The organism is Bradyrhizobium sp. USDA3516, from assembly GCF_057651995.1.
On record NZ_JBYGYN010000001.1, the window covers coordinates 978,346 to 1,001,611 of the forward strand.

The window sequence follows — 23,266 nt, forward strand, 5'->3', positions numbered from 1 at the left end:
TCGGTCGCCCTTTTGGGAGGCGTGTCTGGGGGCACGGCATGACCGTGTTTGGACCAAACCTTCTAGGGGTATCGCTGTGAAGAAGATTGTATTTGCTCTGGGTGCCACGCTTGCTTTTGCGACGGCTGCAAACGCTGCGGATCTGCCGCGCCGTCAGCCCGTGCCAGCCTATCCGGGCGAGCAGGCGCCGATCGGCAAGATGCCGATTGGCAAGAGCCCGATTGGAAAGGCCCCGATCGGCAAGGCGCCGGGCCCGGTCGCCGCGCGCTACTGACGCGCAGCAAAGGACGCGCCGCATTAGAGACCGATGGTCGAGGGGAATAGCGTGACGAACAAAGCCGGTCGATCGGGATCCTGCATCCTCGCGGGCTTCGCTCTTGCGGCCATGCTCTCGTGCACGACGCCCTCGGCCTCGGCCCATGAGACCGACAAGCAGACCGACAGGCGCGTTGCCGATGCGAATGCGCTTGCGACGACCGACACCGCCTCGCGGCCACAGCCGCAATCGACGCGGCGCTCGGTCGCGCGTGCGGAGAAAGGCCCCTACTACGTCGACTTCCGCGCCCGCACGGCTGCGAGCTGGGGCCATGCCTTCGTCTGGTACGGCAAAACCAGTGAGAAGGCCGTCGAGGTTGCGGGCCTGACGCCGGCCGGCGACACGCTCGCTTACGTGCTCGGTCACATCACCTTTGTGCCATCCGAGACCGGCGCCAGCTACGGCGATCTCGATCCGGAATACCTGACCGCGAGCTATCGGGTCTACCTGAACGAAGCCGACGCCAAGCGCGTGTTCGCCTACATCAAGGAGTTGCAGGCCAGCTCTCCGGTCTGGAATGCCGAGACCATCAACTGCACCGGCTTCATCGGCGACATCGCGGAGTTCATGGGATTGAAGGTGCCCCATCGCTGGCAGCGCCCGGAAAACTTCGTCAACAGCCTCAGGGAAATCAACGGCGGACGCCAGATGGTGCGGCTGTCGGCGAAGTAGCAACTCTACCGTCATTGCGAGCGCAGCGAAGCAATCCAGAATCCCGCCGCGGAGACAGCCTGGATTGCTTCGCTGCGCTCGCAATGACGGGTTGAAGCAGCGAGCACCATCTACGACCGCCATCCTGAGCGCGCACCTCAGAGAGTATGAGCCCAATTATCCGCCTCGCGGAACTCCTCGCCTTCCGCATGGTCGCCCCGCCGGGCGGTGCAATAGACTTTTCCCACCCCCGGCGGCATCCTGCCGCCATCAACCGAGAACAGAGCGCCACGCGGGCGCGGGGGGAAACAGATCATGTTGCAGACACGGTTCACCAAGCTCGTCGGCGTCCAGCACCCCATCGTTCAGGGCGGCATGCAATGGGTCGGACGCGCTGAGCTGGTCGCCGCCGTCGCCAATGCCGGTGCGCTCGGCTTCATCACGGCGCTGACCCAGCCGACGCCCGAGGATCTCACCAAGGAGATCGCCCGCTGCCGCGACCTCACGGACAAGCCGTTCGGCGTCAACCTCACGATCCTGCCGGCGATCAAGCCGCCGCCCTATGCCGAATACCGCGCCGCGATCATCGAGAGCGGCATCAAGGTGGTCGAGACCGCCGGCAACAAGCCGCAGGAGCATGTCGACGAGTTCAGGAAGCACGGCGTCAAGGTCGTGCACAAATGCACCAGCGTCCGTCACGCGCTCTCGGCCGAACGCATGGGCGTCGACGCCATCTCGATCGACGGCTTCGAATGCGCCGGCCACCCCGGTGAGGACGACACGCCCGGCCTGATCCTGATCCCCGCCGCCGCCAACAAGATCAAGATCCCGATGATCGCCTCGGGCGGCTTTGCCGATGGCCGCGGCCTGGTTGCGGCGCTGGCGCTGGGAGCCGAGGGCATCAACATGGGCACCCGTTTCATGGCCACCAAGGAGAGCCCGATCCATCAGTCCATCAAGGAGAAGATCGTCGCCAATGACGAGCGCGAGACCGAGCTGATCTTCCGCACCATGCGCAACACCTCGCGCGTGGCCAAGAACGCCGTCTCGACCAAGGTCGTCGCGATGGAGAAGGAAGGCGCCAAGTTCGAGGACATCCGCGAGCTCGTCGCTGGTGCCCGCGGCAAGATGGTCTATGCCACCGGCAATTCCGACGAAGGGATCTGGTCGGCCGGCCAGGTGCAGGGCCTGATCCATGACATCCCGAGCTGTGCCGAGCTCGTCTCCCGCATCGTGCGCGAGGCGGAGGCGATCATTCGCAGCCGGCTGGAAGGGATGATCGTTCAGCCGCAACGTGAAGCAGCGGAATAGTCACTGCAAGACGCGAGAATATTGCATGAAAGCCTACATTTACGGCCCTGAAGGCGCTCGGATTTCCGACGTCGCTCAACCGAAACCGAAGGGCACGCAGGTGCTCGTCCGCGTCCGCGCCTGTGGTCTCAACCGCGCCGACACCGGCATGCGCAAGGGCCACGCCCATGGCGCGGCCGGCGGCGTCGGCACCGTGCTCGGCATGGAATGGGCCGGCGAGGTCGCCGAGCTCGGGCCCGACGCGAGGGGCGTGAAGATCGGCGACCGCATCATGGGATCGGGCGGTGCGGCGTTTGCCGAATATACGCTGGCCGATCACGGCCGGCTATTCCACGCGCCATCCAACATGAATTTCGAGGAGGCCGCCACCCTCCCCGTCGCGCTCGCGACCATGCACAACGCCGTCGTCACCGTTGGCGGCATTCAGGCAGGACAGAGCGTGCTGATCCAAGGCGCGAGCTCAGGCGTCGGGCTGATGGCGATGCAGATTGCCAGGCTCAAAGGCGCAAAACTCGTGATCGGCTCGTCCACCGACGCCTATCGCCGTGGCCGGCTGAAGGAGTATGGCGCCGACCTCGCCGTCGACAGCTCCGATCCGAAATGGGCCGACGAGGTGCTGAAGGCGACCAACGGTGAAGGCGTCGATCTCATCATCGACCAGGTCTCGGGCAAGGTCGCGAGCCAGAACCTCGCCGCGACGAAGATCAAGGGCCGCATCGTCAATGTCGGCCGCCTCGGCGGCACCCACGCCGACTTCAATTTCGACCTGCATGCGGCCCGCCGCATCGACTATGTCGGCGTCACCTTCCGCACCCGCACCATCGAGGAGGTGCGCGAGATCTTTGCGGAGGTCAGGAAGGACATCTGGGGCGCGGTCGAGGCGCGGAGACTGCAATTGCCGATCGACAAGGTGTTTTCGTTCGACGACATCGACCAGGCGTTCGAGCACATGGAAGCGAACAAGCATTTGGGGAAGATCGTGGTGACGGTGTAGGGGGCCAGAGTGGGCGAGAACGAGGGGGCATCGTCTCTCTCCACTCGTCATGGCCGGGCTTGACCCGGCCATCCACGTCTCTGCGAGGTGGCACGAAGAACGTGGATGCCCGGGACAAGCCCGGGCATGACGGAGCGAGTGGCGCAAGCAGGCATTCAATTCGGAAGCATTCGCAACAGCTCTCCTGCAACTCAGTCGCGACTGGTTCTGTGGATCATCGCTTGATGTCCCACACCGGGCTGCTAAATCCCCCGCCATGACCTCCCAGCACGACAAAACCTCGGTCGCGGCCATCTCGATCTTCGCCAGCGGCGGCATGGCGGCGGCCAAGTTCGCGGTCGGGATCGCGATCGGCTCGCTGGCGCTGATTTCCGAGGCCCTGCATTCCTCGATCGACCTGGTTGCGACCATCATCACCTGGGCGGTGGTGCGGGTCTCCGACAAGCCCGCGGACGAGGAGCACCATTACGGCCATGGCAAGCTGGAAAGCATCTCCGCATTGGGCGTCACCGCCCTGCTCTACGTGCTCGCCGGCGGCATCCTGGTCGAGGCCTATAGCCGGCTGAGCGAGGGAACCCCGCCGCCGACCATCACGGCCGTGCCGTTCGTCGTGCTGGTGATCGATATCGCCGTCAATCTCTGGCGCGCCCGCGCCCTGGACCGTGCCGCGCGGGAGACCAGGAGCCAGGCCTTAGCGGCCGACGCGCTGCATTTCGCCTCGGACGTGATGGGCTCCTTCGCCGTGATCGTGGGCCTGATCCTGGCTGGCCTCGGCTTCTGGTGGGGCGACGCCGCGGCGGCCGCAGCAGTTGCCGTGATGATCGCAGCGCTCGGCCTGCGCATGGCCGGCTCGACCGTGCAGACGCTGGTCGATCGCGCTCCCGAAGGGGCGCAGGAAAAGGCCACAGCCGCGATCCGGAGCGTGCCGGGCGTGATCGACGTCGAACGCCTGCGCGTGCGCATGGTCGGAGCGACCACCTTCATCGACACCATAGCGAAGGTGCCGCGGACCTATCCGATCGACCGGGTCGAGGACATCAAGCGCAACGCGCAGGCCGCCGTCGCCAGGGCTTTCGGCGATTCCGACCTCACCTTCGCCGCAGTGCCGGTCGCGCGCGACAACGAGACCGTGCGCGACCGCATCATGGTGATTGCGCGCAATTCCGCCCTCGCCGTGCACCACGTCACGGTGCACGATCTGGGCGCCAAGCTGATCGTCAGCATCGACCTCGAGGTCGATGCCGACATGCAGCTCGAGGCCGCGCACGACATCGCCAACACGCTGGAGCGCAACATCCAGGAGGAGTTCGGCGAGGACGTCGAGGTCGACGTTCACATCGAGCCGCTGGAACCGGAACTTCCGTTCGGGGTCGATGCCACGCCGGACCGGGTGCGGACCATCGCCGCCGCGCTGACGGAATATGCCGCCGGCAGCGAGATCCACGACATCCACAATGTGCGGGTCCGCAACACCGACGCCGGCGAGATCGTCAACTTCCACTGCCGCGCCACACCGTCGATGAGCGTGATCAAGGTGCACGAGCATGTCGACGCGATCGAGCGTGCGTTGCGGCGCGCGTTCCCGAGCGTGAAGCGCGTCATCAGCCATGCCGAGCCGCCGCGGGCGTGACGAAGAATGCGCGGCGAGTCACACGTTCTCGTTTCGGACTCGTTGCACCCGTGCGTTTGCGGACGCGCGATGCACAAACTCCATGTTGGATAAGAATAATTTCGCGTTAACGATTCGTTGACTCTCGACAGCCCGCGAAAACTGGATTCAAATCGGTGTGATTCGGAAGCGATGTGGGGCTGCTTCCGGACTTCAGTTGCAAGCTGGTTTTCAGGGGGCCGAAGGCATGTCGCGTGCAGACGCCGCGAACGCGTGCGTCCAATCCGATTCGATCAAGGGATTGGCGCAATCGATCGCGAAACCTGCCTATCACCGGCTCCTGATCGCGGAGCCGGCGCTTCGTCGCGCCGTGCCGACGCTCATCATCGCCTTCCTGATCACGATCTGCCTCGGCGCCTTCGTGCAGGTGGTGGATCAGACGCGCCAGAAGCGGCTGGTGATCCGCCACGACATTTCGGCCCTCGCCGATTTGCTCGCCGAGCGCATCGACCGCCTCACCTCGGTTCGGCAGGAGCGGCTCAAGACTATCGAGAGCCTGCCGACGCTGCTGCCCGATCTCGTTCCGTCCTGGGCCACGGCCTCGGGGCGCCACATCATCGTCACCTCCGCCGGCATCGACCGCCGCATCCTCGCCCGCATCCCGGCCGACAGCGACGCTGCCGGCAACGACCGCCTGCTCGATGCGATCACGACTGCGCAGCTGATCGCGGCGCCGCCCCGCGATGCCAACGTCTCCGACATGACTCTGCCGAGCGGCAATGCCGCAATGGCGACTTCGCGGCAGATCAAGTCGCTGCCCGGCTTCGTCACCGTGATCCAGGAGCGCAACGAGCCGATCTGGGGCTCGGACGCCGCGCTCTCGGTGACCCTGTCGGCGACGACCGGATTCGTCGTCCTGATCCTCGGCTTCGCCTTCCACTGGCAGTCGACCCGCGCCCGCGAAGGCGATCTCATCAACGACGCCGTGCGCGGCCGCATCGACACCGCGCTCAACCGCGGCCGCTGCGGGCTGTGGGACTGGGACCTGTCGCGCGGCCGGATCTTCTGGTCGCAGTCGATGTTCTCGATGCTCGGCCTCGACGGCCGTCACGAGCTCCTCACCTTCGGCGAGGTCAACGCGCTGGTGAAATCCGACGACATCGACCTGTTCGCGATCGCCGACCAGCTCATCTCCGAGAAGATCGACCACATCGACCAGACCTTCCGCATGCAACATGTCGACGGCCACTGGATCTGGCTCCGCGTCCGCTGCGAGAAGACGCGCGGGGCGACCGATTCCAGCGTGCACCTGATCGGGATCGCCGTCGACATCACCGAGCAGAAGAGCCTCGCGGAAAAGACCGTGGAAGCCGACCTTCGCCTGCGCGACGCGATCGAGACCATTCCGGAGGCCTTCGTGCTGTGGGATGCGAGCGACCGCCTGGTGCTCTGCAACTCGCACTTCCAGCGCCTGCACAAGCTGCCCGAGACAGCGGTCATCCCCGGCACCTCCTACGAGACCGTGCTCGAGGTCGGCCGCATGCCGGAGGTGCGCACCCGCCACAACGAGACCGCGGCCCAGGGCCCGGGGGCGCGCACCTTCGAGGCGCAGCTCGACGACGGCAGCTGGCTGCACATCAGCGAGCGCCGTACCAAGGACGGCGGCTACGTCTCGGTCGGCACCGACATCACCCGCATCAAGGAGCACGAGCAGAAGCTGGTCGACAACGATTTGCGCCTGCGCGCCACCGTCATCGACCTCAAGCGCTCGCAGGCCGCGCTGGAGCGCCAGGCCGTCGAGCTCGCCGACCTCGCCGAGAAGTACCAGCGCGAGAAGACCCGCGCCGAGGAAGCCAACCAGACCAAGTCGAAATTCCTCGCCAATATGAGCCACGAGCTGCGCACGCCGCTCAATGCCATCATCGGCTTCTCCGAGATCATGGGCTCGGGCATGTTCGGCGAGCTCGGCAGCGAGAAGTATCAGGAATACTGCCAGGACATCCTGACCAGCGGCCATTATCTGCTCGAGGTCATCAACGACATCCTCGACATGTCCAAGATCGAGGCCGGCCGCATGAAGCTCGACATGGAGGAGCTCGACCTCGCGCAGACGCTGGCGGAATCCTTGCGGGTCGTCACCGGCCGCGCACAGGACAAGCACCTGACGCTCGATGCCGACATCGCAAAATCCATCTCGGTCGTCGCCGACCGCCGCGCCACCAAGCAGATCATCGTCAACCTGCTCTCCAACGCGGTGAAGTTCACGCCCGACGGCGGACGCGTCGTGGTGCGCAGCCGGCAGCTCGACGACAGGATCGTGCTGATGATCGCCGACACCGGCATCGGCATCGCACCGCATTCGCTGGCGCGGCTCGGCCGCCCCTTCGAGCAGGTCGAGAGTCAGCTCACCAAGACCTATCACGGCTCGGGCCTCGGCCTTGCCATCGCCCGCTCGCTGGCGCAGCTCCACGGCGGCTCGATGCGCCTGCGCTCGAAGATCGACGTCGGCACCGTAGTGCGCGTGACCCTGCCGCGCGACGCGGTGAAGGCGGGGGCGGGGATACCGGCTGCAGCTTGAGGCGGCGCGAGCAGCTCGCCTGCTGCCATCCTTCGAGACGCCCGCCTGCGGCGGGCCCCCAGGATGAGGACGGAGTATGCTGCGGCAATTTCAAAGCAGTTTGGATCGCACAGAGCCGCATCCTGAGGAGCCTGCGAAGCAGGCGTCTCGAAGGACGAGGCGCTTGCTCGGGCCCTTCCGCCCTGACCCCTACGATTGCAGCGTCGGCGCGACTTCGCGCGCGACGTTGACCAAAGCTGCGATCAGCGGCGTCATGGGATCGCGCTGCGGGATCACCAGGCCGATGCTGTAATTGACCTCGGGATCGACGATCGGAATCGACCGCACGGTGTCGGACAGGCCGAGCGTCTCGGCGAGCTTAGCCGGCATCACGCTCGCCCAGCGCCCGGTCTTGACATGCGTGAACAGCACCAGGAGCGAGTTCGAGGTCAACGTCGGCGTCGCCTCCGCGCCCACCGATCGCAATGCGCGGTCGATGATGCGGCGGTTCTGCATGTCGGGGGTCAAGAGGCACAGCGGCACCTGCCCGACCTCGGTCCAGGTCACCGTCTCGCGATCGCCGAACATCCCGTCCGGCGCGGTGAGCAGGCGATAGCTCTCGTTGTAGAGCGGGATGGTGCGCACCTTGCCGATCGGCTCGTTCTCGATATAGGTCAGCCCCGCATCGACCTCGAGATTTTCCAAGAGCCCGAGCACCTCGGACGAGGTGGTGGACTGGATGCGGAAGCGCACCTCGGGATGCTTGGCACGGTACGGCGTCGTCAGCGCGGCGACCATGCCGAGCGCGGTCGGGATCGCTGCGATGCGGATCTCGCCGGAGAGCTGATGCTTCAGCCCGTTGATCTCGTCGCGCATCGCGCGGGCATCGCCGACGATCCGCCGCGCCCAGTCCAGCGCCCGCTCGCCTTCGGGCGTAAAACCCTGAAAGCGCGAGCCACGCTGGACCAGCATCACGCCGAGGATTTCCTCGAGCTGCTTGAGCCCGGTCGACATCGTCGGTTGCGTCACGCCGCAGGCTTCGGCCGCGCGTCCGAAATGCCGCTCCTTCGCCAGCGCCAGCAATAGTTCAAGCTTGTCGATCAACCGATCGTCCCCTCGAATTTCATCTGGCGTGCAGGCTAGCACGCCGGACCTGCACCAACACGTAAAAACCGGCAGCCGGATCCAACTTTCATTGCCAATCCGTATCGATCAATCGCGGTTGCAAATCGATCGGAATCCGCAATCGCAGCACGGGACAGCTTTATTGATCTGCGAATGATTCCAACTAGTTTGCGGCGAAGGAAACGCTCTGGTTGAGAACGAAGAATGACTGCGGTTTTTGAGCCTTGGAACGAGACGCGCGGCGCAGAGATCATCGCCGAACATGCCAACCAGGAGGGCGTGACGCTGGTCATCCTGCATGCCCTGCAGGAGGCGTTCGGCTACGTGCCGGAGGCGGCGATTCCCATGGTGGCGAAAGCGCTCGCTTTGTCGCGAGCCGAAGTCCATGGCGTGTTCACCTTCTATCATGACTTCCGCCACAAACCCGCCGGCCGCCATGTGCTGAAGCTGTGCCGCGCCGAGGCCTGTCAGGCTGCGGGCGGCGATGCGCTGGCGGCGCAGGCCGAGGCGAAGCTCGGTGTCTCGCTCGGCAACACCACGGCCGACGATCGCGTGACGCTGGAGCCGATCTACTGCCTCGGCCTGTGCGCGAGCGCGCCATCCGCAATGCTCGACGGCCGCCTGATCGGCCGGCTCGACCAGAAGCGCCTCGATGCGCTGGTTGCGGAGGCGCAGCGATGAGCATGCGTGTCTACGTCTCACGCGATGCCGGCGCCGTCGCCGTCGGTGCCGACGAGGTCGCGCTGGCGCTGGAGCAGGCCGCCGCCAATCACGGCGTTGCCATCGAAATCGTCAGGACCGGCTCGCGCGGAATGTACTGGCTGGAGCCGCTGGTCGAGGTCGCAACGCCGCAGGGACGCATCGCCTTTGGCCCCGTCACCGCGGCCGACGTGCCCTCGCTGCTCGATGCGCTCGCCGGCAAGACGCCGCATCTCCTGCGGTTAGGAGCGACCGACGAGATTCCCTGGCTGAAGCGCCAGACCCGCCTCACCTTCGCCCGCTGCGGCGTGATCGATCCGCGCTCGCTCGACGACTATTGCGCCCATGGCGGCTACAAGGGCCTCGCGCGGGCTCTGTCGCTTGGCCCGGATGCGGTCCTCACCGAAGTCGCCGCATCGGGCCTGCGCGGCCGCGGCGGCGCGGGCTTTCCGACCGGCATCAAGTGGAAGACCGTCGCGCAGGTCAAGGCCGACCGCAAGTTCATCGTCTGCAACGCCGACGAAGGCGACAGCGGCACCTTTGCCGACCGAATGATCATGGAAGGCGATCCCTTTCTGGTGATCGAGGGCATGACCATCGCCGGCCTCACCGTCGGCGCGACCAAGGGCTACATCTATATCCGCAGCGAATATCCGCATGCGGTCGAGGCCATGAACGCCGCCATCGCAGCGGCCAAGCGCGGCGGCTATCTCGGCACCAACATCGGCGGCTCCAAGCAAACCTTCGATCTCGAAGTCCGCGTCGGCGCCGGCGCTTACGTCTGCGGCGAGGAGACCTCGCTGCTGGAAAGCCTCGAAGGCCGGCGCGGCATCGTGCGCGCCAAGCCGCCGCTGCCGGCGCACCACGGCCTGTTCGGCAAGCCGACCGTCATCAACAACGTGCTGTCGTTCGCCGCGATCCCCTTCATCCTCGTCGAGGGCGCCAACGCCTATGCCGATTTCGGCATGGGCCGCTCGCGCGGCACGATGCCGATCCAGCTCGCCGGCAACATCCGCCACGGCGGGCTGTTCGAGACCGCCTTCGGTGTGACGCTCGGCGAGCTCGTCGACGACATCGGCGGCGGCACCTTCAGCGGCCGCCCGGTCCGCGCCGTGCAGGTCGGCGGGCCGTTAGGGGCCTATTTCCCCCGTGCGCTGTTCGACACGCCGTTCGACTACGAGGCCTTTGCCGCACGCGACGGCCTGATCGGCCACGGCGGCATCGTCGTGTTCGACGACAGCGTCGACATGCGCAGGCAGGCGCGCTTCGCCATGGAGTTCTGCGCCGTCGAATCCTGCGGCAAGTGCACGCCCTGCCGGATCGGCTCGACCCGCGGCGTCGAGACCATCGAGAAGATCATGAGAGGAGAGCGCGTCCATGAAAACATCGCGCTGGTCGAGGACCTCTGCAACACCATGAAGTTCGGCTCGCTCTGCGCACTCGGCGGCTTCACGCCTTACCCGGTGCTGAGTGCATTGAAGCACTTCCGGGAGGATTTTGTCCCGGCGCCGACCACGTTGCAGGCCGCGGAATAGGAGAACGACAATGTCTCTGATCGAAGAAATCGACTACGGCACGCCGGCTTCCAAATCCACGACGATGGTGACGCTGACCATCGACGGCAGAGAGGTCACGGTGCCCGAGGGCACCTCGATCATGCGCGCGGCGATGGACGCCGGCCATCAGATCCCGAAGCTGTGCGCAACCGACATGGTCGACGCGTTCGGCTCGTGCCGCCTCTGCCTCGTCGAGATCGAGGGCCGCGTCGGCACGCCGGCGTCCTGCACCACGCCGGTGATGCCTGGCCTCGTCGTGCACACCCAGACCGAGCGGCTGAAGAAGCTGCGCAAGGGTGTGATGGAGCTCTACATCTCCGACCATCCGCTCGACTGCCTCACCTGCGGCGCCAATGGCGATTGCGAATTGCAGGACATGGCGGGCGCCGTCGGCCTGCGCGACGTGCGTTACGGGTATGAGGGCGAGAATCACGTCTTCGCCAAGACGAACGGCTGCACCAACGACAACTGGATGCCGAAGGACGAGTCCAATCCGTACTTCACCTACGATCCCTCCAAGTGCATCGTCTGCTCGCGCTGCGTCCGCGCCTGCGAGGAGGTGCAAGGCACGTTCGCGCTGACCATCTCCGGACGCGGCTTCGACAGCCGCGTTTCGCCCGGCATGAGCGAAAGCTTCCTCGGCTCCGAATGCGTCTCCTGCGGCGCCTGCGTGCAGGCCTGCCCGACCGCGACGCTCACCGAGAAGTCGGTGATCGAGATCGGCCAGCCCGAGCACTCCGTCGTCACCACCTGCGCCTATTGCGGCGTCGGCTGCGCTTTCAAGGCGGAGATGCGCGGCGAGGAAGTGGTGCGCATGGTGCCCTACAAGGACGGCAAGGCCAATCGCGGCCATTCCTGCGTCAAGGGCCGCTTCGCCTGGGGCTATACCAATCACAAGGAGCGCATCCTCAAGCCCATGATCCGCGAGCGGATCGAGGATCCCTGGCGCGAAGTGTCATGGGATGAGGCGTTCTCCTTTGCCGCCGCCAGGATGCGCGGCATCCAGAAGAGATACGGCCGCGACGCCATCGGCGGCATCACCTCCTCCCGCTGCACCAACGAGGAGACCTATCTGGTGCAGAAGCTAATCCGCGCCGGCTTCGGCAACAACAATGTCGACACCTGCGCCCGCGTCTGCCATTCGCCGACCGGTTATGGTCTTGCCACCACCTTCGGCACCTCCGCCGGCACGCAGGATTTCGACTCGGTCGAGGACACCGACGTCGTCGTCGTGATCGGCGCCAACCCGGCGTCTGCCCATCCGGTCTTCGCCTCGCGTCTGAAGAAGCGGCTGCGCCAGGGGGCAAAGCTGATCGTGATCGATCCGCGCCGCACCGAGATGGTGGAATCGCCGCATGTGAAGGCACTGCACCTGCCCCTGATGCCCGGCACCAACGTCGCGGTCATGACCGCGCTGGCGCATGTCATCGTCACCGAAGGGCTCGTCAACGAAGCCTTCGTGCGCGAGCGCTGCGACTGGAGCGAGTTCGAGGAATGGGCCGCCTTCGTCGCCCAGCCGAACAACAGCCCGGAAGCGACCGCCATCCTCACCGGCGTCGATCCGAAGGATCTGCGCAAGGCAGCCCGCACCTACGCGACCGGCGGCAACGGCGCGATCTATTACGGCCTCGGCGTCACCGAGCACAGCCAGGGCTCGACCACCGTGATCGCGATCGCCAATCTCGCGATGGCAACGGGCAATATCGGCCGTCCCGGCGTCGGCGTGAATCCGTTGCGCGGCCAGAACAACGTTCAAGGCTCCTGCGACATGGGCTCGTTCCCGCACGAGCTGCCCGGCTACCGCCATATATCGGGCGACGCCGTGCGCGACCAGTTCGAGGCGCTCTGGAACGTCAAGCTCAACCCCGAGCCGGGCCTCCGCATCCCCAACATGTTCGACGCCGCGGTCGAAGGCACCTTCATGGGGATCTACGTGCAGGGCGAGGACATCCTGCAGTCCGACCCCAATACCAGCCACGTCGTGGCGGCACTGTCCGCGATGGAATGCGTCATCGTCCATGATCTCTTCCTGAACGAGACCGCGAACTACGCCCACGTCTTCCTGCCCGGCTCGAGCTTCCTCGAGAAGGACGGCACCTTCACCAACGCCGAGCGCCGCATCCAGCGCGTGCGCAAGGTGATGACGCCGAAGAACGGCCTCGCCGACTGGGAGGTCACGATCGGCCTTGCCAAGGCGATGGGCTTCGAGATGAGCTACAGCCACCCTTCCGAAATCATGGACGAGATCGCGGCGCTGACGCCGACCTTCGCCGGCGTCTCCTATGCCAAGCTGGACGAGCTCGGTTCGGTGCAGTGGCCTTGCAACGACAAGGCGCCCGAGGGCACGCCGGTGATGCATATCGACGGCTTCGTCCGCGGCAAGGGCAAGTTCGTCGTCACCGAATATGTCGCCACCGACGAGCGCACCGGCCCGAGCTATCCTCTGCTGCTCACCACCGGCCGCATCCTCAGCCAGTACAATGTCGGCGCGCAGACGCGGCGCACCGACAACGTCGTCTGGCACGCCGAGGATCGCCTCGAGATCCACCCGCATGATGCCGAGCAGCGCGGCGTGCGCGACGGCGACTGGGTGCGGCTGAAGAGCCGCGCCGGCGAGACCACGCTGCGCGCGGAGATCACCGACCGCGTCGCGCCCGGCGTCGTCTACACCACCTTCCACCATCCGGACACGCAGGCCAACGTCATCACGACCGACTATTCGGACTGGGCGACCAACTGCCCCGAATACAAGGTCACGGCGGTGCAGGTCTCGCCCTCGAACGGCCCGTCCGACTGGCAGAAGGCCTATGATGCGCAGGCGCGCCAATCCCGCCGCATCGTGCCGGCCGAAGCCGCGGAGTAAGCGCATGCACGTAGCGACCCAGGCCATCGATCGCGACATCTGGCGCAACGGCGCGGCGTCGGAAGGGACGCGATTCGTCCCGGAGGAGACGCCGCTGGCGCTGACCTATAATGGCGGCACCTACGCCGTCATGATGGGGACGCCGCAGAACCTGGAGGATTTTGCGGTCGGTTTCAGCGTGACCGAAGGCATCGTCAAGTCGGTCGACGACATCCGCTCGCTCGAAGTGGTCCGCCTCGACGAGGGCATCGAGCTGCGCATATGGCTCGCATCGGAAGATGCCGCGCGCATCAACCAGCGCCGTCGCCACATCGCAGGTCCTACCGGCTGCGGCATCTGCGGGGTCGAGTCCATCGCCGAAGCCGTGCGGCCCGCGGCGATCGTTCCGGACGGGCAGACCTTCACGCCCGAGCAGGTCATGGCGGCGATGCAGGCCATCGCGCCGCTGCAATCGATCAATCTGCAGACCCGCGCCGCTCACGCCGCCGCGTTCTGGTCCGCTGCCGGCTCCATCGTCGCGTTGCGCGAGGATGTCGGCCGCCACAACGCGCTCGACAAGCTCGCCGGCGCCCTGGCGCGCAGCCGCAACGAACCGCGCGGCGGCATGGTCCTGCTGACGAGCCGCGTCTCGGTCGAGATGGTACAGAAGACCGCCGCGATCGGCGCGCCGGTGATGGTCGCCGTGTCGGCGCCAACCGCCCTCGCGGTGCGCACGGCGGAAGCCGCCGGCATCACGCTGATCGCGATCGCGCGGCAGGACGGGTTCGAGGTTTTTTCACATGGCGGCCGGGTCGTCGCGCACCATGCCACGGAGGTTGCCGATGTCGCCTGACCGCCTGATCTACATGGCCAACCAGATCGGCAAGTTCTTTGCCAGCCAAGGCTCCGACAAGGCCGTGCCCGGCATTGCCGAGCACATCAAGAAGTTCTGGGACCCTCGCATGAAGCGCGCGATCTTCGCCCATCTCGATGCGGGCGGTGCGGGCCTGGAGCCCAACGTGCGCGAGGCCATCACCGCGCTGAAGCAGTCTATGACCCTTCCAGCAGCGCCCTGAACACGCGCCGCACCTCGCTCTGCGTCTCCTTCACCCGCGCCTCCAGCGAGGAGAAGTCCGGCGCGTCGCCGGCGCGCGCCATGACGCGCTGCAGGTCGGTGCCGGCGGTTTCCGGCTTGAAGCGCTCGCTGACGCAGAGCCGCAGGATCTGCGTGAGGTCGTGATAGAGCCGCGAGGCGGCCCGCAGGATCTCCGTCTCCGATTGCGCGAGCACGCCGATCCTGCAGGCATTCTCCAGCACCTGCATGGTACTGACGTCGAGAATCTCGGGCTTGTCGTGGGCGTGCACGAGCTGGAGATATTGCGCGATGAAATCGATATCGACCATGCCTCCGGCGGCATGCTTGAGATCCCAGCAATCGGCCTCGCCCTTCTCCTGCGCGATCGCACGCCGCATGTCGGCGACGTCGTTGGCGGTGATGGCGAGATCGCGGCGGCGGGTCAGGACATCGCGGATGACGCGCTCGATCCGCATCCGAAATTCGGGCGAAGCCGACACCACGCGCGCACGCGTCAGCGCCATATGCTCCCAGGTCCAAGCCTCGTTGGCCTGGTAATCCGCGAAAGAGACCAGGCTCGAAGCCACCGGACCTGCGCGTCCCGAGGGCCGCAGCCGCATGTCGATCTCGTAGAGCACGCCGTAATTGGTGCGCGTCGTGAAGGCGCTGATCAGGCGCTGGGTGAAACGGGCGAAATAGTGCGCGCCGTGAAGCGACTTCACCCCGTCGGAGTCGGGATGCTCGCCGTCGAAATCATAGAGCAGGATCAGGTCGAGATCGGACGAGGCCGTCATCTCGCGGCTCCCGAGCCGGCCCATTGCGACGATCGCGGTCTCTTGGCCCTTGATGCGGCCGTGCTGGGCGGCGAAGCGATCGGCGACCAGGCCGTGCACGGTATGGACGATACCCTCCGCGACGTCGGCGAAGGCCGTGCTCGCCTGCTGCGCCGAGACGGTGCCGGAAAGGATGCGCGTGCCGATCAGGAACAGGCTCTCCTGCCCGAACAGGCGCAGGCGATCGAGGAACTCCTCGTATGAGCCGGCGTCCTGCACGGTGGCGGCCAGCCGCCCGGACAATTCCTGCCTGTCGGGCATGGCCCCGAAGAAGCGCGGATCGATCAGGCCATCCATCAGCTGAGGCTGCCGCGCCAGCATGTCGCCGAGCCGCGGCGCGGCTCCCAGCACCAGCGCCACCAACGCGACGAGATCGCGGTTCTGGCCGAGCAGCGTGATCAGCCGGCCGCCGCGCTGCAGCGCGCCGAGGAAATGATCGAACGAGACGACGGCGCGATCCGGCTCTTCGGCATGGGCAAGGCCGTCGATCAAGGCCGGCACGAACTCGACGAAGGCGCTTCGCGTCGCCTCAGCGCGGAAGACGCGATAGTCGCCGGTGATCCAGTCGCGCACCGTCTGCGCGACAGCGGCGGGCTTCTTGAAGCCGAGCGTCGCGAGGTGCTGCAGCAGGCGCGGATCATCGGGGCCCGCACCGTAGTCGAGCGCCGGCAGCCTCGCCGTGCCGGTGGGGTCGTCGCCCTCGAACAGTTTTTCGTAATGGCCCTGGACAATCTGGAGCTGGTGCAAGAGGTCGCGCGCAAAGGCCTCGCGATTCCGATAGCCGAAGAACCATGCGAAGCGCTCGACCGCCTGCTTGTCCTCCGGCAGCGTGTGGGTTTGCTCGTCGGCGATCATCTGGAGGCGATGCTCGACACGGCGCAGGAATTCGTAGGCGGTCGCCAGCTCGTCGCGCGCCGCCACACTGATCCAGCTGCTGGAGGCGAGCACGTCGAGCGCCTTCAGCGTCGGCCGCACCCGCAATTGCGGATGGCGGCCGCCGGCGATCAATTGCTGGGTCTGCGCGAAGAACTCGATCTCGCGAATGCCGCCGCGCCCGACCTTGACGTTGTGGCCCTCGACCGAAATCTCGCTCTGGCCGCGATAGGTCTGCATCTGCCGCTTCATGTCGTGAACGTCGGCAAGTGCGGCAAAGTCGAGATGCTTGCGCCAGACGAACGGCGCGATCTCGGCGAGCAACGCCTGGCCCGCCCCGAAATCGCCGGCACAGGCGCGCGCCTTGATCATCGCGGCACGCTCCCAGGTACGCCCTTCCCGCTCGTAATAGTTCAGCGCGGCGTCCCTGGAGATCGCCACCTGCGTCGAGGACGGATCGGGCCGCAGCCGCAAATCGACGCGGAAGACGTAACCGTCATAGGTGCGCTGCTGCAGGATGCGCGCCATGCCTTGCGTCACGCGGACGAAGAACGGCTGCGGTTCGATGTCGGGCGCGAGGGTCGTCGCGTCGGGATCGAAGAACACGATGAGATCGATGTCGCTGGAGTAGTTCAGCTCGCCCGCGCCCATCTTGCCCATCGCGAGCACGATCAGGCCGCAGCCCTCTTCGGGTGCCTCCGGATTGGGCGGCGAGAGCTTGCCGCGTGCGGCTTCCTGTCGCAGCAGATATTGCAGCGCCGCCTGCACCGAGGACACCGCGACATCGGTCAGCGCCGCCGTCACCCGCATCACCGGCCAGACACCGCCGATGTCGCACAACGCGATCAGGAGCGCAGCCTCAGCCTTGATGCGGCGGAGCAGCCGCATCACCTCGGCCTCATCCGAGGCCGCGAGCACCGCGCTGCGCGCCTCCGCGATCAGCGCCGTCAGATGCGCATCCGGATCGCATTCGAGCAGCCGGATCAGGCGCAAGGCATCGGCGCGCACCAGATCGAACAGATAGGGCGAGAATTCCGCGATCCCGGTCAGGATCTCGCGGGCGAAGGGATGGCCGAGATGCGTTTCGAGACGGGCCGATTGTGCCGGGTCGAGCCCGGCCAGCCAGCTTTCGAAACGGCGTTCGTCGGTTGCGGAAGCGGCAATATGGGGAGCCTCCGCGAAGCGTGCGGCCAGCCTCTCACCATGCTTGTCCGCGTTTCCCGGCGCGGCGTGGTTCATGCCACCTTCTGTGGCACATCCGGTATTGGCGGAGCAACCCTGTCGCCGGCACCCGCGCGCGCCGGCAGCACGAGCGTGGCGATGAGGCCGGGATGGGCATCGCCCAAGCGCAATTCGCCGCCGTGCAACGTCGCAACCGCCGCGGCGAGGCTGAGCCCGAGGCCCGAGCCCGGCAGCGTGCGGCTGGCCTCCAGCCGGACGAATCGCTCGACGGCGTGCTTGCGGTCGGCTTCGGGGATGCCGGGGCCGCGATCGGTGACGCTGAGCAGCACCTTGTCGTCTTCGCGTCTCGCCTCGACCGTGATCTGCCGCGCGTCCATGTTGACCACGGTTCCCGCCGCCTGTGCCGCGGGCTTGCCGTATTTGATCGCGTTCTCGACAAGATTGGCGAGCGCCTGGCTGATCAGCTCGCGATTGGCATGAACCGGTGTCGGCTCGCACTTGACCTTCAGCGTCATGCCGTCGTCCTCGGCGAGCGGCTCGTAGAGCTCGTGGATGCCCTCCGCGACCTCCGCTGCGTCGAAGTCGTCCATGTTGCCGCGCGCCTGGCCGGATTCCGCGCGCGCGATCATCAGCAGCGCGTTGAAGGTCCGGATCAGCCCGTCGGATTCCTCGATGGTCCGCTCCAGCGCCGCGCGATAATCCGCCTCGCCGCCCGATCTCGCCAGCGCCTCCTCGGCGCGATTGCGCAGCCGCGTCAGCGGCGTCTTGAGGTCGTGGGCGATGTTGTCGGAAACCTCCTTCAGCCCCGCCATCAGCGCCTCGATCCGCTCGAGCATGGCATTGAGGTTCTCGGCGAGGCGATCGATCTCGTCGCCGCTGCGTCCCACCGGCAGGCGCTCGCTGAGATCGCCGGTCATGATACGCTGCGCCGTGCCCGTCATCGCGTCGATGCGCCTCAGCACCCGCCGCGCGACGAAGATGCCGCCGCCGAGGCCGAGCACGACGACGATCAGGACCGAAAACTGCGCCGCCTTGGCGACGATGCCGAACAGGCGCCGCCGCTCGGCCAGGTCGCGGCCGATCAGCAGCCGGAAGCCGTTCTCCAATTCGGTGACGCGAACGAGCGCGCGATGATCGCGGTCATCGGTATCCTCGATCCGCCGGTAGGCCGTCTCCGACCAGCCGCGCGTCGCCATCACGCCGGGCGCCAGCGAACCGACATTGCCGGCAATCGCCTGGCCCGTCGGCGTGGTCACGAGGTAGAGATTGGCGCCCGGCCGCAGTGCCCGATACTCGATCGTGCGCACTAGGCGAACCATGCCGCCGCGGTTGTAGATCTCGTTGATCTCCGAGGTCTCGGCATTGACCGTCTGCGTGATCTCCTCGGTAATCAGCCGCCGCGTGTTCCAAGCGAAATAGGCCAGCAGCGAGGCCGCGAACATCGCGAACAGCAGCAGATAGACCAGCGTCAGCCGGAACGCCGTGGTGCGGAAGAGTTTACCGAATGCCGTCACGGATCATGGGTCCAGTTTCAACCACGCATCGCCATCACGGCATCGACACTCACGTATTTCGCTTTGTTTACAATAACATAGCCTATAGATTGGCACACCTGCGCCCAGGTCCTTGTGGAACGAGCAACGCGAAAGGTATCCGTGACGACACGTGATAAGGCGCACGCGGAACGTTAAAGGGGCACTCGATCGGAACCAAGTTAAATCCCCGCAAGCTCGGGCCATGCGGACACCGGACGGAGCCTGCGAGAGCAGTGATCGGCTGTGGACCTCCCCTTCCGACCACGCTGAGGAACATCAGCCGTTACAGGCGGACGTCCTTGTCGAGGGCATCGCGCGCATTGCGGTCAAATCCGCCGGCTTCCCTCACACTTCCAGCCATTGCGCGCGAACGTCGCTGTTTGATTTCAGTTGCTCGGGCGTACCTTCGAAGACCACACGACCGTGCCCCATGACGTAGACGCGGTTGGAGATCTTCATCGCAATCGACAGCTTCTGCTCGACGAGCAAAATTGCGACGCCGGCCTGCGCAATGCGGGCGATGAGATCGCCGACCTGCTGCACGATCAGCGGCGCAAGACCTTCGGTCGGCTCGTCGATCATGATGAGATCGGGGTCGCCCATCAGGGTCCGGCAGGTCGTGAGCATCTGCTTCTCGCCGCCCGACAGCACCCCTGCAGGCGTATCCGCCCGGGCGGCAAGATTCGGAAACATGTCGAGCATGTCCTGAAGCTGCCATTTGCCGGGACGCCGCGTATCCTTGATGCCGAGGAGCAGATTCTGGCGGACCGTCAGCCCCGGAAAGATGTCCCGATGCTCCGGCACATAGCCGAGGCCGAGGCGCGCGATCCTGTAGCTCGGCAGCCCCGCGATGTCCTTGCCTTTGAAGCGGATCGTGCCTTGCGGCGCAACCTCACCCATGATCGCCTTGACCGTGGTCGAACGTCCGACGCCGTTGCGACCGAGCAGGCTGACGACCTCGCCCGCGGCAACGTCGAGATCGACGCCCTGGAGAATGTGGCTCTTGCCGTAATAGGCGTGCAGGTCCCTGACCTCCAGCATCAGTGCGCCTCCTCGCCGAGATAGGCTTCCTTGACTTTCGGGTCCCGCCTGATCTCCTCCGGCGTGCCGGAAGCAATGATGTGGCCGTAGACCAGCACGGAAATGCGGTCGGCCAGGCCGAACACGACGCTCATGTCGTGTTCGACGATGACCAGGGTCTTGCCCTCGGTCAGGCGCCGGATCAGCGACACCGCGCGGTCGGTCTCAGCGTGGCTCATGCCCGCCGTCGGTTCGTCCAGCAGCACGACGGTCGCGCCGCTGGCGATGGTGATGCCGATCTCGAGTTCGCGCTGCTCCGCGTAGGTCAACAAGCCGGCCGGAACATCGCGCCGATGCGTCAGATGGATGTCGTCGAGGATTTGCGCCGTGCGCTCGTGCACCTCCGGCAGGCTATCGACGTTCTTCCAGAAGGCGTAACGGTGTCCCGTCGCCCACAGCACGGCACAGCGGACGTTCTCCCAGACCGACATGCGCGCGAATACGTTGGTGACCTGGAACGACCGCGACAGGCCGCGCCGGTTGATCTCGAACGGCCTGAGGCCGGAGATCACATCGCCGTTCAGTCTCACCTCGCCCGAGGTCGGCTTGATGTGACCGCTGATAAGATTGAACGTCGTCGATTTCCCGGCACCGTTCGGACCGATGATGGCGTGACGCTCACCTTGCGCGACGCTGAGATTGAGATCGCGGATGATGCCGACATTGCCAAAGCGCTTCTCGACAGCGCGGACTTCGATCGCTGCCGTCATGCCAGGTACCCCCGGTCGCGCGCGACCGTCGCCGCGCGGTCCCATGCCTCGGCGACGCGCCGCCAGCTCAGGCGCGCGACGAAGAAGCCGCCGGCGACGAGGACCGCCGCGCTCGCCCACGTCACCGGCGACGCCGGGCTGAAGGCAACGCCGAACAGGTTGATCGGATTGCCCTGACCGCCATGCGCGCGCGCGATCGATTCGATCGTCAGGATCACACCGCAAGCCAGTGCCAAGGTCGGCACCGCCGCGAGCAGATAGGAAGGGATCACTGTCGGCAGAGTTCCGGCGCGAACCAGCGGCCGGTGCATCATGACCAACCCGGCGATGCCGCCGGGGGACAGCATCACGATGCCGATGAAGATAATGCCGAAATAGAGCTGCCACACGCCGGTGACGCTGGTCAGCCCGAGCTGAAGATAGGTCACGAGGATTGCACCCAGGATGGGTCCGAAGAAGAACGCGACGCCACCAATGAAGGTCGAGAACAGCACGAGGCCGGATTGGATCGCGCCGAGATAGGCGGCGTTGGCGATCTCGAAGTTGATCGCCGCCAGGCCCCCCGCCACGCCGGCGAAGAACCCCGCAAAACAGAAGGCGATGTAGCGCACCACGTGCGGGTCATAGCCGATGAACTGGACGCGCTCGGGGTTGTCCCGCACCGCATTGCTGATCCGCCCCAGCGGGGTCCGCGTCAGCGCATACATCGCGATGGCCGAGATCACCAGCCAGAACGCGATGAGATAGTAGACCTGAAGCTGCGGGCCGAAACTCAAGCCGAAGATCTTCGGCAAAGCCGTGCGGTCGGTCGATATTCCGGACTCGCCGCCGAACACCGAACGCAGGATCAGTGAGGACGACGCCACCAGTTCGGCAATGCCGAGCGAGATCATCGAGAACACGGTACCGGCCCGCTTGGTCATCAGCCAGCCTATGATGATCGCGAAAACGAGGCCGCCGAGTCCACCGAACAGCGGTATGAACGGCAGCGGGATTGGCCAGCCGTGCGAGACCACCGCATTCATCATGTGGCATGCTGCGAAGCCGCCGAGGCCATAATGCACCGCATGGCCGAACGACAAGAGGCCGGTCTGGCCGAGCAGGATGTTGTAGGACAGCGCGAACACGATCGCGATGCCGATCAGGCTGAAGGACGTCAGCGAGCCGCCGGAGGAGAAGATCAGCGGCAGCACGATCAGCACGGCGATGCCGGCAAGCCATATGCCATAGAAGCGCAGGCCGTCGCCGGCCGGCTTCCCTGTCGATGTCGGCGTCGATGTCGTTTTGGCGTTCATGTCTCGCGCGTCCCCATCAGGCCCATGGGGCGTACGATCAGAATGATCACCAGCATCAGGTAGGGCACGATCGGCGCCACCTGGGCAATGGTGACGTTCCAGATGTCGGTGAGCACGGACGGCCCAGCCGACGGATCGAGCGGACCGAAGGCGCTCGCGAGCGAACCGTTCAGCGCCACCGCAAAGGTCTGTATCAGGCCGATCACCAGCGAAGCGATGAAGGCACCCGGCAAGGAGCCGAGGCCGCCGAACACGATGACCACGAACAGGATCGGTCCCAGCGCCGCGGCCATATCGGACTGCGTCACCAGCGCCGGACCGGCGATCACGCCGGCAATTCCCGCCAGCGCGCTGCCGACGCCGAACACCAGCATGAATATGCGTCCGACATTGTGACCGAGATGCCCCACCATATGGGGATGCGTCAGCGCGGCCTGAACGATCAGGCCCACCCTCGTGCGTTTGAGCACCATCAGCAGCACGATGAATATCAGGATCGACACAGCCAGCATGAAAATCTTGTAGGCGGGATAATTCGTCGAGAAGATCGTGAAGGCCGGAAAGTCGAGCAGCGCCGGCACGCGGTAATCGACGGGGCTCCTGCCCCACATCATCGCCACGATTTCTTCGATCGCGAACGCAAGACCGAAGGTCAGGAGCAGCTCCGCCACATGGCCGTGCTTGTGCGTATTGCGCAGGCCGTAGCGCTCGACCGCCATGCCGATCGCGCCGACCAGCAGCGGAGCCAGCAGCAGGGCCGGCCAGAAGCCAATCCATTTGGTGAGCTGGAAACCGAAGAAGGCGCCGAGCATGTAGAAGCTGGCATGGGCGAAGTTGAGCACGCCCATCATGCTGAAGATGACGGTCAGGCCGCTCGACAGCAGGAACAGCAGCATGCCGAACAGCAGACCGTTCAGCGTCGATATAACGATCAGTTCAAGCACAGTAATCACACCTCTGGCCGGGACAGAAAGGGCCCCGGCGAAGTCGGTCCGGTTGCGAGCGGCAACCTTCCCGCGAGCC

18 protein-coding genes are annotated in these 23,266 nt (G+C 65.7%); 11 read left to right on the top strand and 7 right to left on the bottom strand.

Annotation, left to right across the window (positions count from 1 at the left end):
* Positions 1 to 76 precede the first annotated feature (76 nt).
* From AC24YW_RS04735 to AC24YW_RS04760, 6 genes are all read left to right on the top strand, one after another.
* Positions 77 to 274: a hypothetical protein gene (locus AC24YW_RS04735; RefSeq protein ID WP_198399686.1), complete on the top strand. Its 198-nt coding sequence runs from the start codon at positions 77 to 79 to the stop codon at positions 272 to 274.
* Positions 275 to 325: 51 nt separating this feature from the next.
* Positions 326 to 988, top strand: a complete 663-nt coding sequence (locus AC24YW_RS04740; RefSeq protein WP_487481616.1) for a hypothetical protein — start codon at positions 326 to 328, stop codon at positions 986 to 988.
* Between the two features lie 294 nt (positions 989 to 1,282).
* On the top strand, positions 1,283 to 2,278 hold the full coding sequence (locus AC24YW_RS04745; protein ID WP_487481617.1) for an NAD(P)H-dependent flavin oxidoreductase: 996 nt from the start codon (positions 1,283 to 1,285) through the stop codon (positions 2,276 to 2,278).
* Positions 2,279 to 2,303: 25 nt separating this feature from the next.
* On the top strand, positions 2,304 to 3,272 hold the full coding sequence (locus AC24YW_RS04750; protein ID WP_487481618.1) for a zinc-binding dehydrogenase: 969 nt from the start codon (positions 2,304 to 2,306) through the stop codon (positions 3,270 to 3,272).
* 256 nt (positions 3,273 to 3,528) lie between these two features.
* Complete coding sequence (locus tag AC24YW_RS04755) at positions 3,529 to 4,902, top strand: cation diffusion facilitator family transporter (RefSeq protein ID WP_487481619.1); 1,374 nt, start codon at positions 3,529 to 3,531, stop codon at positions 4,900 to 4,902.
* Positions 4,903 to 5,128: 226 nt separating this feature from the next.
* A complete protein-coding gene (locus AC24YW_RS04760) occupies positions 5,129 to 7,459 on the top strand; it encodes a PAS domain-containing sensor histidine kinase (protein ID WP_487481620.1) in 2,331 nt (776 codons plus the stop codon).
* Between the two features lie 189 nt (positions 7,460 to 7,648).
* Here AC24YW_RS04760 and AC24YW_RS04765 read toward each other — a convergent pair whose 3' ends face one another.
* On the bottom strand, positions 7,649 to 8,542 hold the full coding sequence (locus tag AC24YW_RS04765) for a LysR family transcriptional regulator (RefSeq protein ID WP_487481621.1): 894 nt from the start codon (positions 8,540 to 8,542) through the stop codon (positions 7,649 to 7,651).
* A 225-nt stretch (positions 8,543 to 8,767) separates the two neighbouring features.
* Between AC24YW_RS04765 and AC24YW_RS04770 the strand changes: the two genes are divergently transcribed.
* Genes AC24YW_RS04770 through AC24YW_RS04790 form a run of 5 tightly spaced genes read left to right on the top strand, consistent with a single transcriptional unit; the run spans position 8,768 to position 14,736 of the window.
* On the top strand, positions 8,768 to 9,244 hold the full coding sequence (locus tag AC24YW_RS04770; RefSeq protein WP_487481622.1) for a formate dehydrogenase subunit gamma: 477 nt from the start codon (positions 8,768 to 8,770) through the stop codon (positions 9,242 to 9,244).
* Complete coding sequence (locus AC24YW_RS04775) at positions 9,241 to 10,797, top strand: formate dehydrogenase beta subunit (protein ID WP_487481623.1); 1,557 nt, start codon at positions 9,241 to 9,243, stop codon at positions 10,795 to 10,797. Before AC24YW_RS04770 ends, AC24YW_RS04775 begins: the two co-directional genes overlap by 4 nt.
* A 10-nt stretch (positions 10,798 to 10,807) precedes the next feature.
* Complete coding sequence (gene fdhF, locus AC24YW_RS04780) at positions 10,808 to 13,681, top strand: formate dehydrogenase subunit alpha (protein WP_487481624.1); 2,874 nt, start codon at positions 10,808 to 10,810, stop codon at positions 13,679 to 13,681.
* A gap of 4 nt (positions 13,682 to 13,685) precedes the next feature.
* Complete coding sequence (gene fdhD / locus AC24YW_RS04785) at positions 13,686 to 14,513, top strand: formate dehydrogenase accessory sulfurtransferase FdhD (protein WP_487481625.1); 828 nt, start codon at positions 13,686 to 13,688, stop codon at positions 14,511 to 14,513.
* Positions 14,503 to 14,736 (top strand): formate dehydrogenase subunit delta, encoded by a 234-nt coding sequence (locus tag AC24YW_RS04790; protein WP_487481626.1) that lies wholly within the window; start codon positions 14,503 to 14,505, stop codon positions 14,734 to 14,736. Before fdhD ends, AC24YW_RS04790 begins: the two co-directional genes overlap by 11 nt.
* On the opposite strand, the gene AC24YW_RS04795 is transcribed toward AC24YW_RS04790, so the two are convergent.
* From AC24YW_RS04795 to AC24YW_RS04820, 6 genes are all read right to left on the bottom strand, one after another.
* Positions 14,711 to 17,680 (bottom strand): bifunctional [glutamine synthetase] adenylyltransferase/[glutamine synthetase]-adenylyl-L-tyrosine phosphorylase, encoded by a 2,970-nt coding sequence (locus tag AC24YW_RS04795; RefSeq protein ID WP_487481627.1) that lies wholly within the window; start codon positions 17,678 to 17,680, stop codon positions 14,711 to 14,713. The two genes, AC24YW_RS04790 and AC24YW_RS04795, sit on opposite strands and share 26 nt — an antisense overlap.
* Positions 17,677 to 19,137, bottom strand: coding sequence for a sensor histidine kinase (locus AC24YW_RS04800; protein WP_487481628.1), 1,461 nt, complete (start codon positions 19,135 to 19,137; stop codon positions 17,677 to 17,679). Before AC24YW_RS04800 ends, AC24YW_RS04795 begins: the two co-directional genes overlap by 4 nt.
* A 366-nt stretch (positions 19,138 to 19,503) precedes the next feature.
* Entirely contained in the window at positions 19,504 to 20,199 is a 696-nt protein-coding gene (locus tag AC24YW_RS04805; protein WP_036005758.1) for an ABC transporter ATP-binding protein, read from the bottom strand.
* Complete coding sequence (locus AC24YW_RS04810) at positions 20,199 to 20,948, bottom strand: ABC transporter ATP-binding protein (protein WP_487481629.1); 750 nt, start codon at positions 20,946 to 20,948, stop codon at positions 20,199 to 20,201. Before AC24YW_RS04810 ends, AC24YW_RS04805 begins: the two co-directional genes overlap by 1 nt.
* Positions 20,945 to 22,243, bottom strand: a complete 1,299-nt coding sequence (locus AC24YW_RS04815) for a branched-chain amino acid ABC transporter permease (RefSeq protein WP_487481630.1) — start codon at positions 22,241 to 22,243, stop codon at positions 20,945 to 20,947. Before AC24YW_RS04815 ends, AC24YW_RS04810 begins: the two co-directional genes overlap by 4 nt.
* Positions 22,240 to 23,187: a branched-chain amino acid ABC transporter permease gene (locus AC24YW_RS04820; RefSeq protein WP_487481631.1), complete on the bottom strand. Its 948-nt coding sequence runs from the start codon at positions 23,185 to 23,187 to the stop codon at positions 22,240 to 22,242. Before AC24YW_RS04820 ends, AC24YW_RS04815 begins: the two co-directional genes overlap by 4 nt.
* Positions 23,188 to 23,266 lie beyond the last annotated feature (79 nt).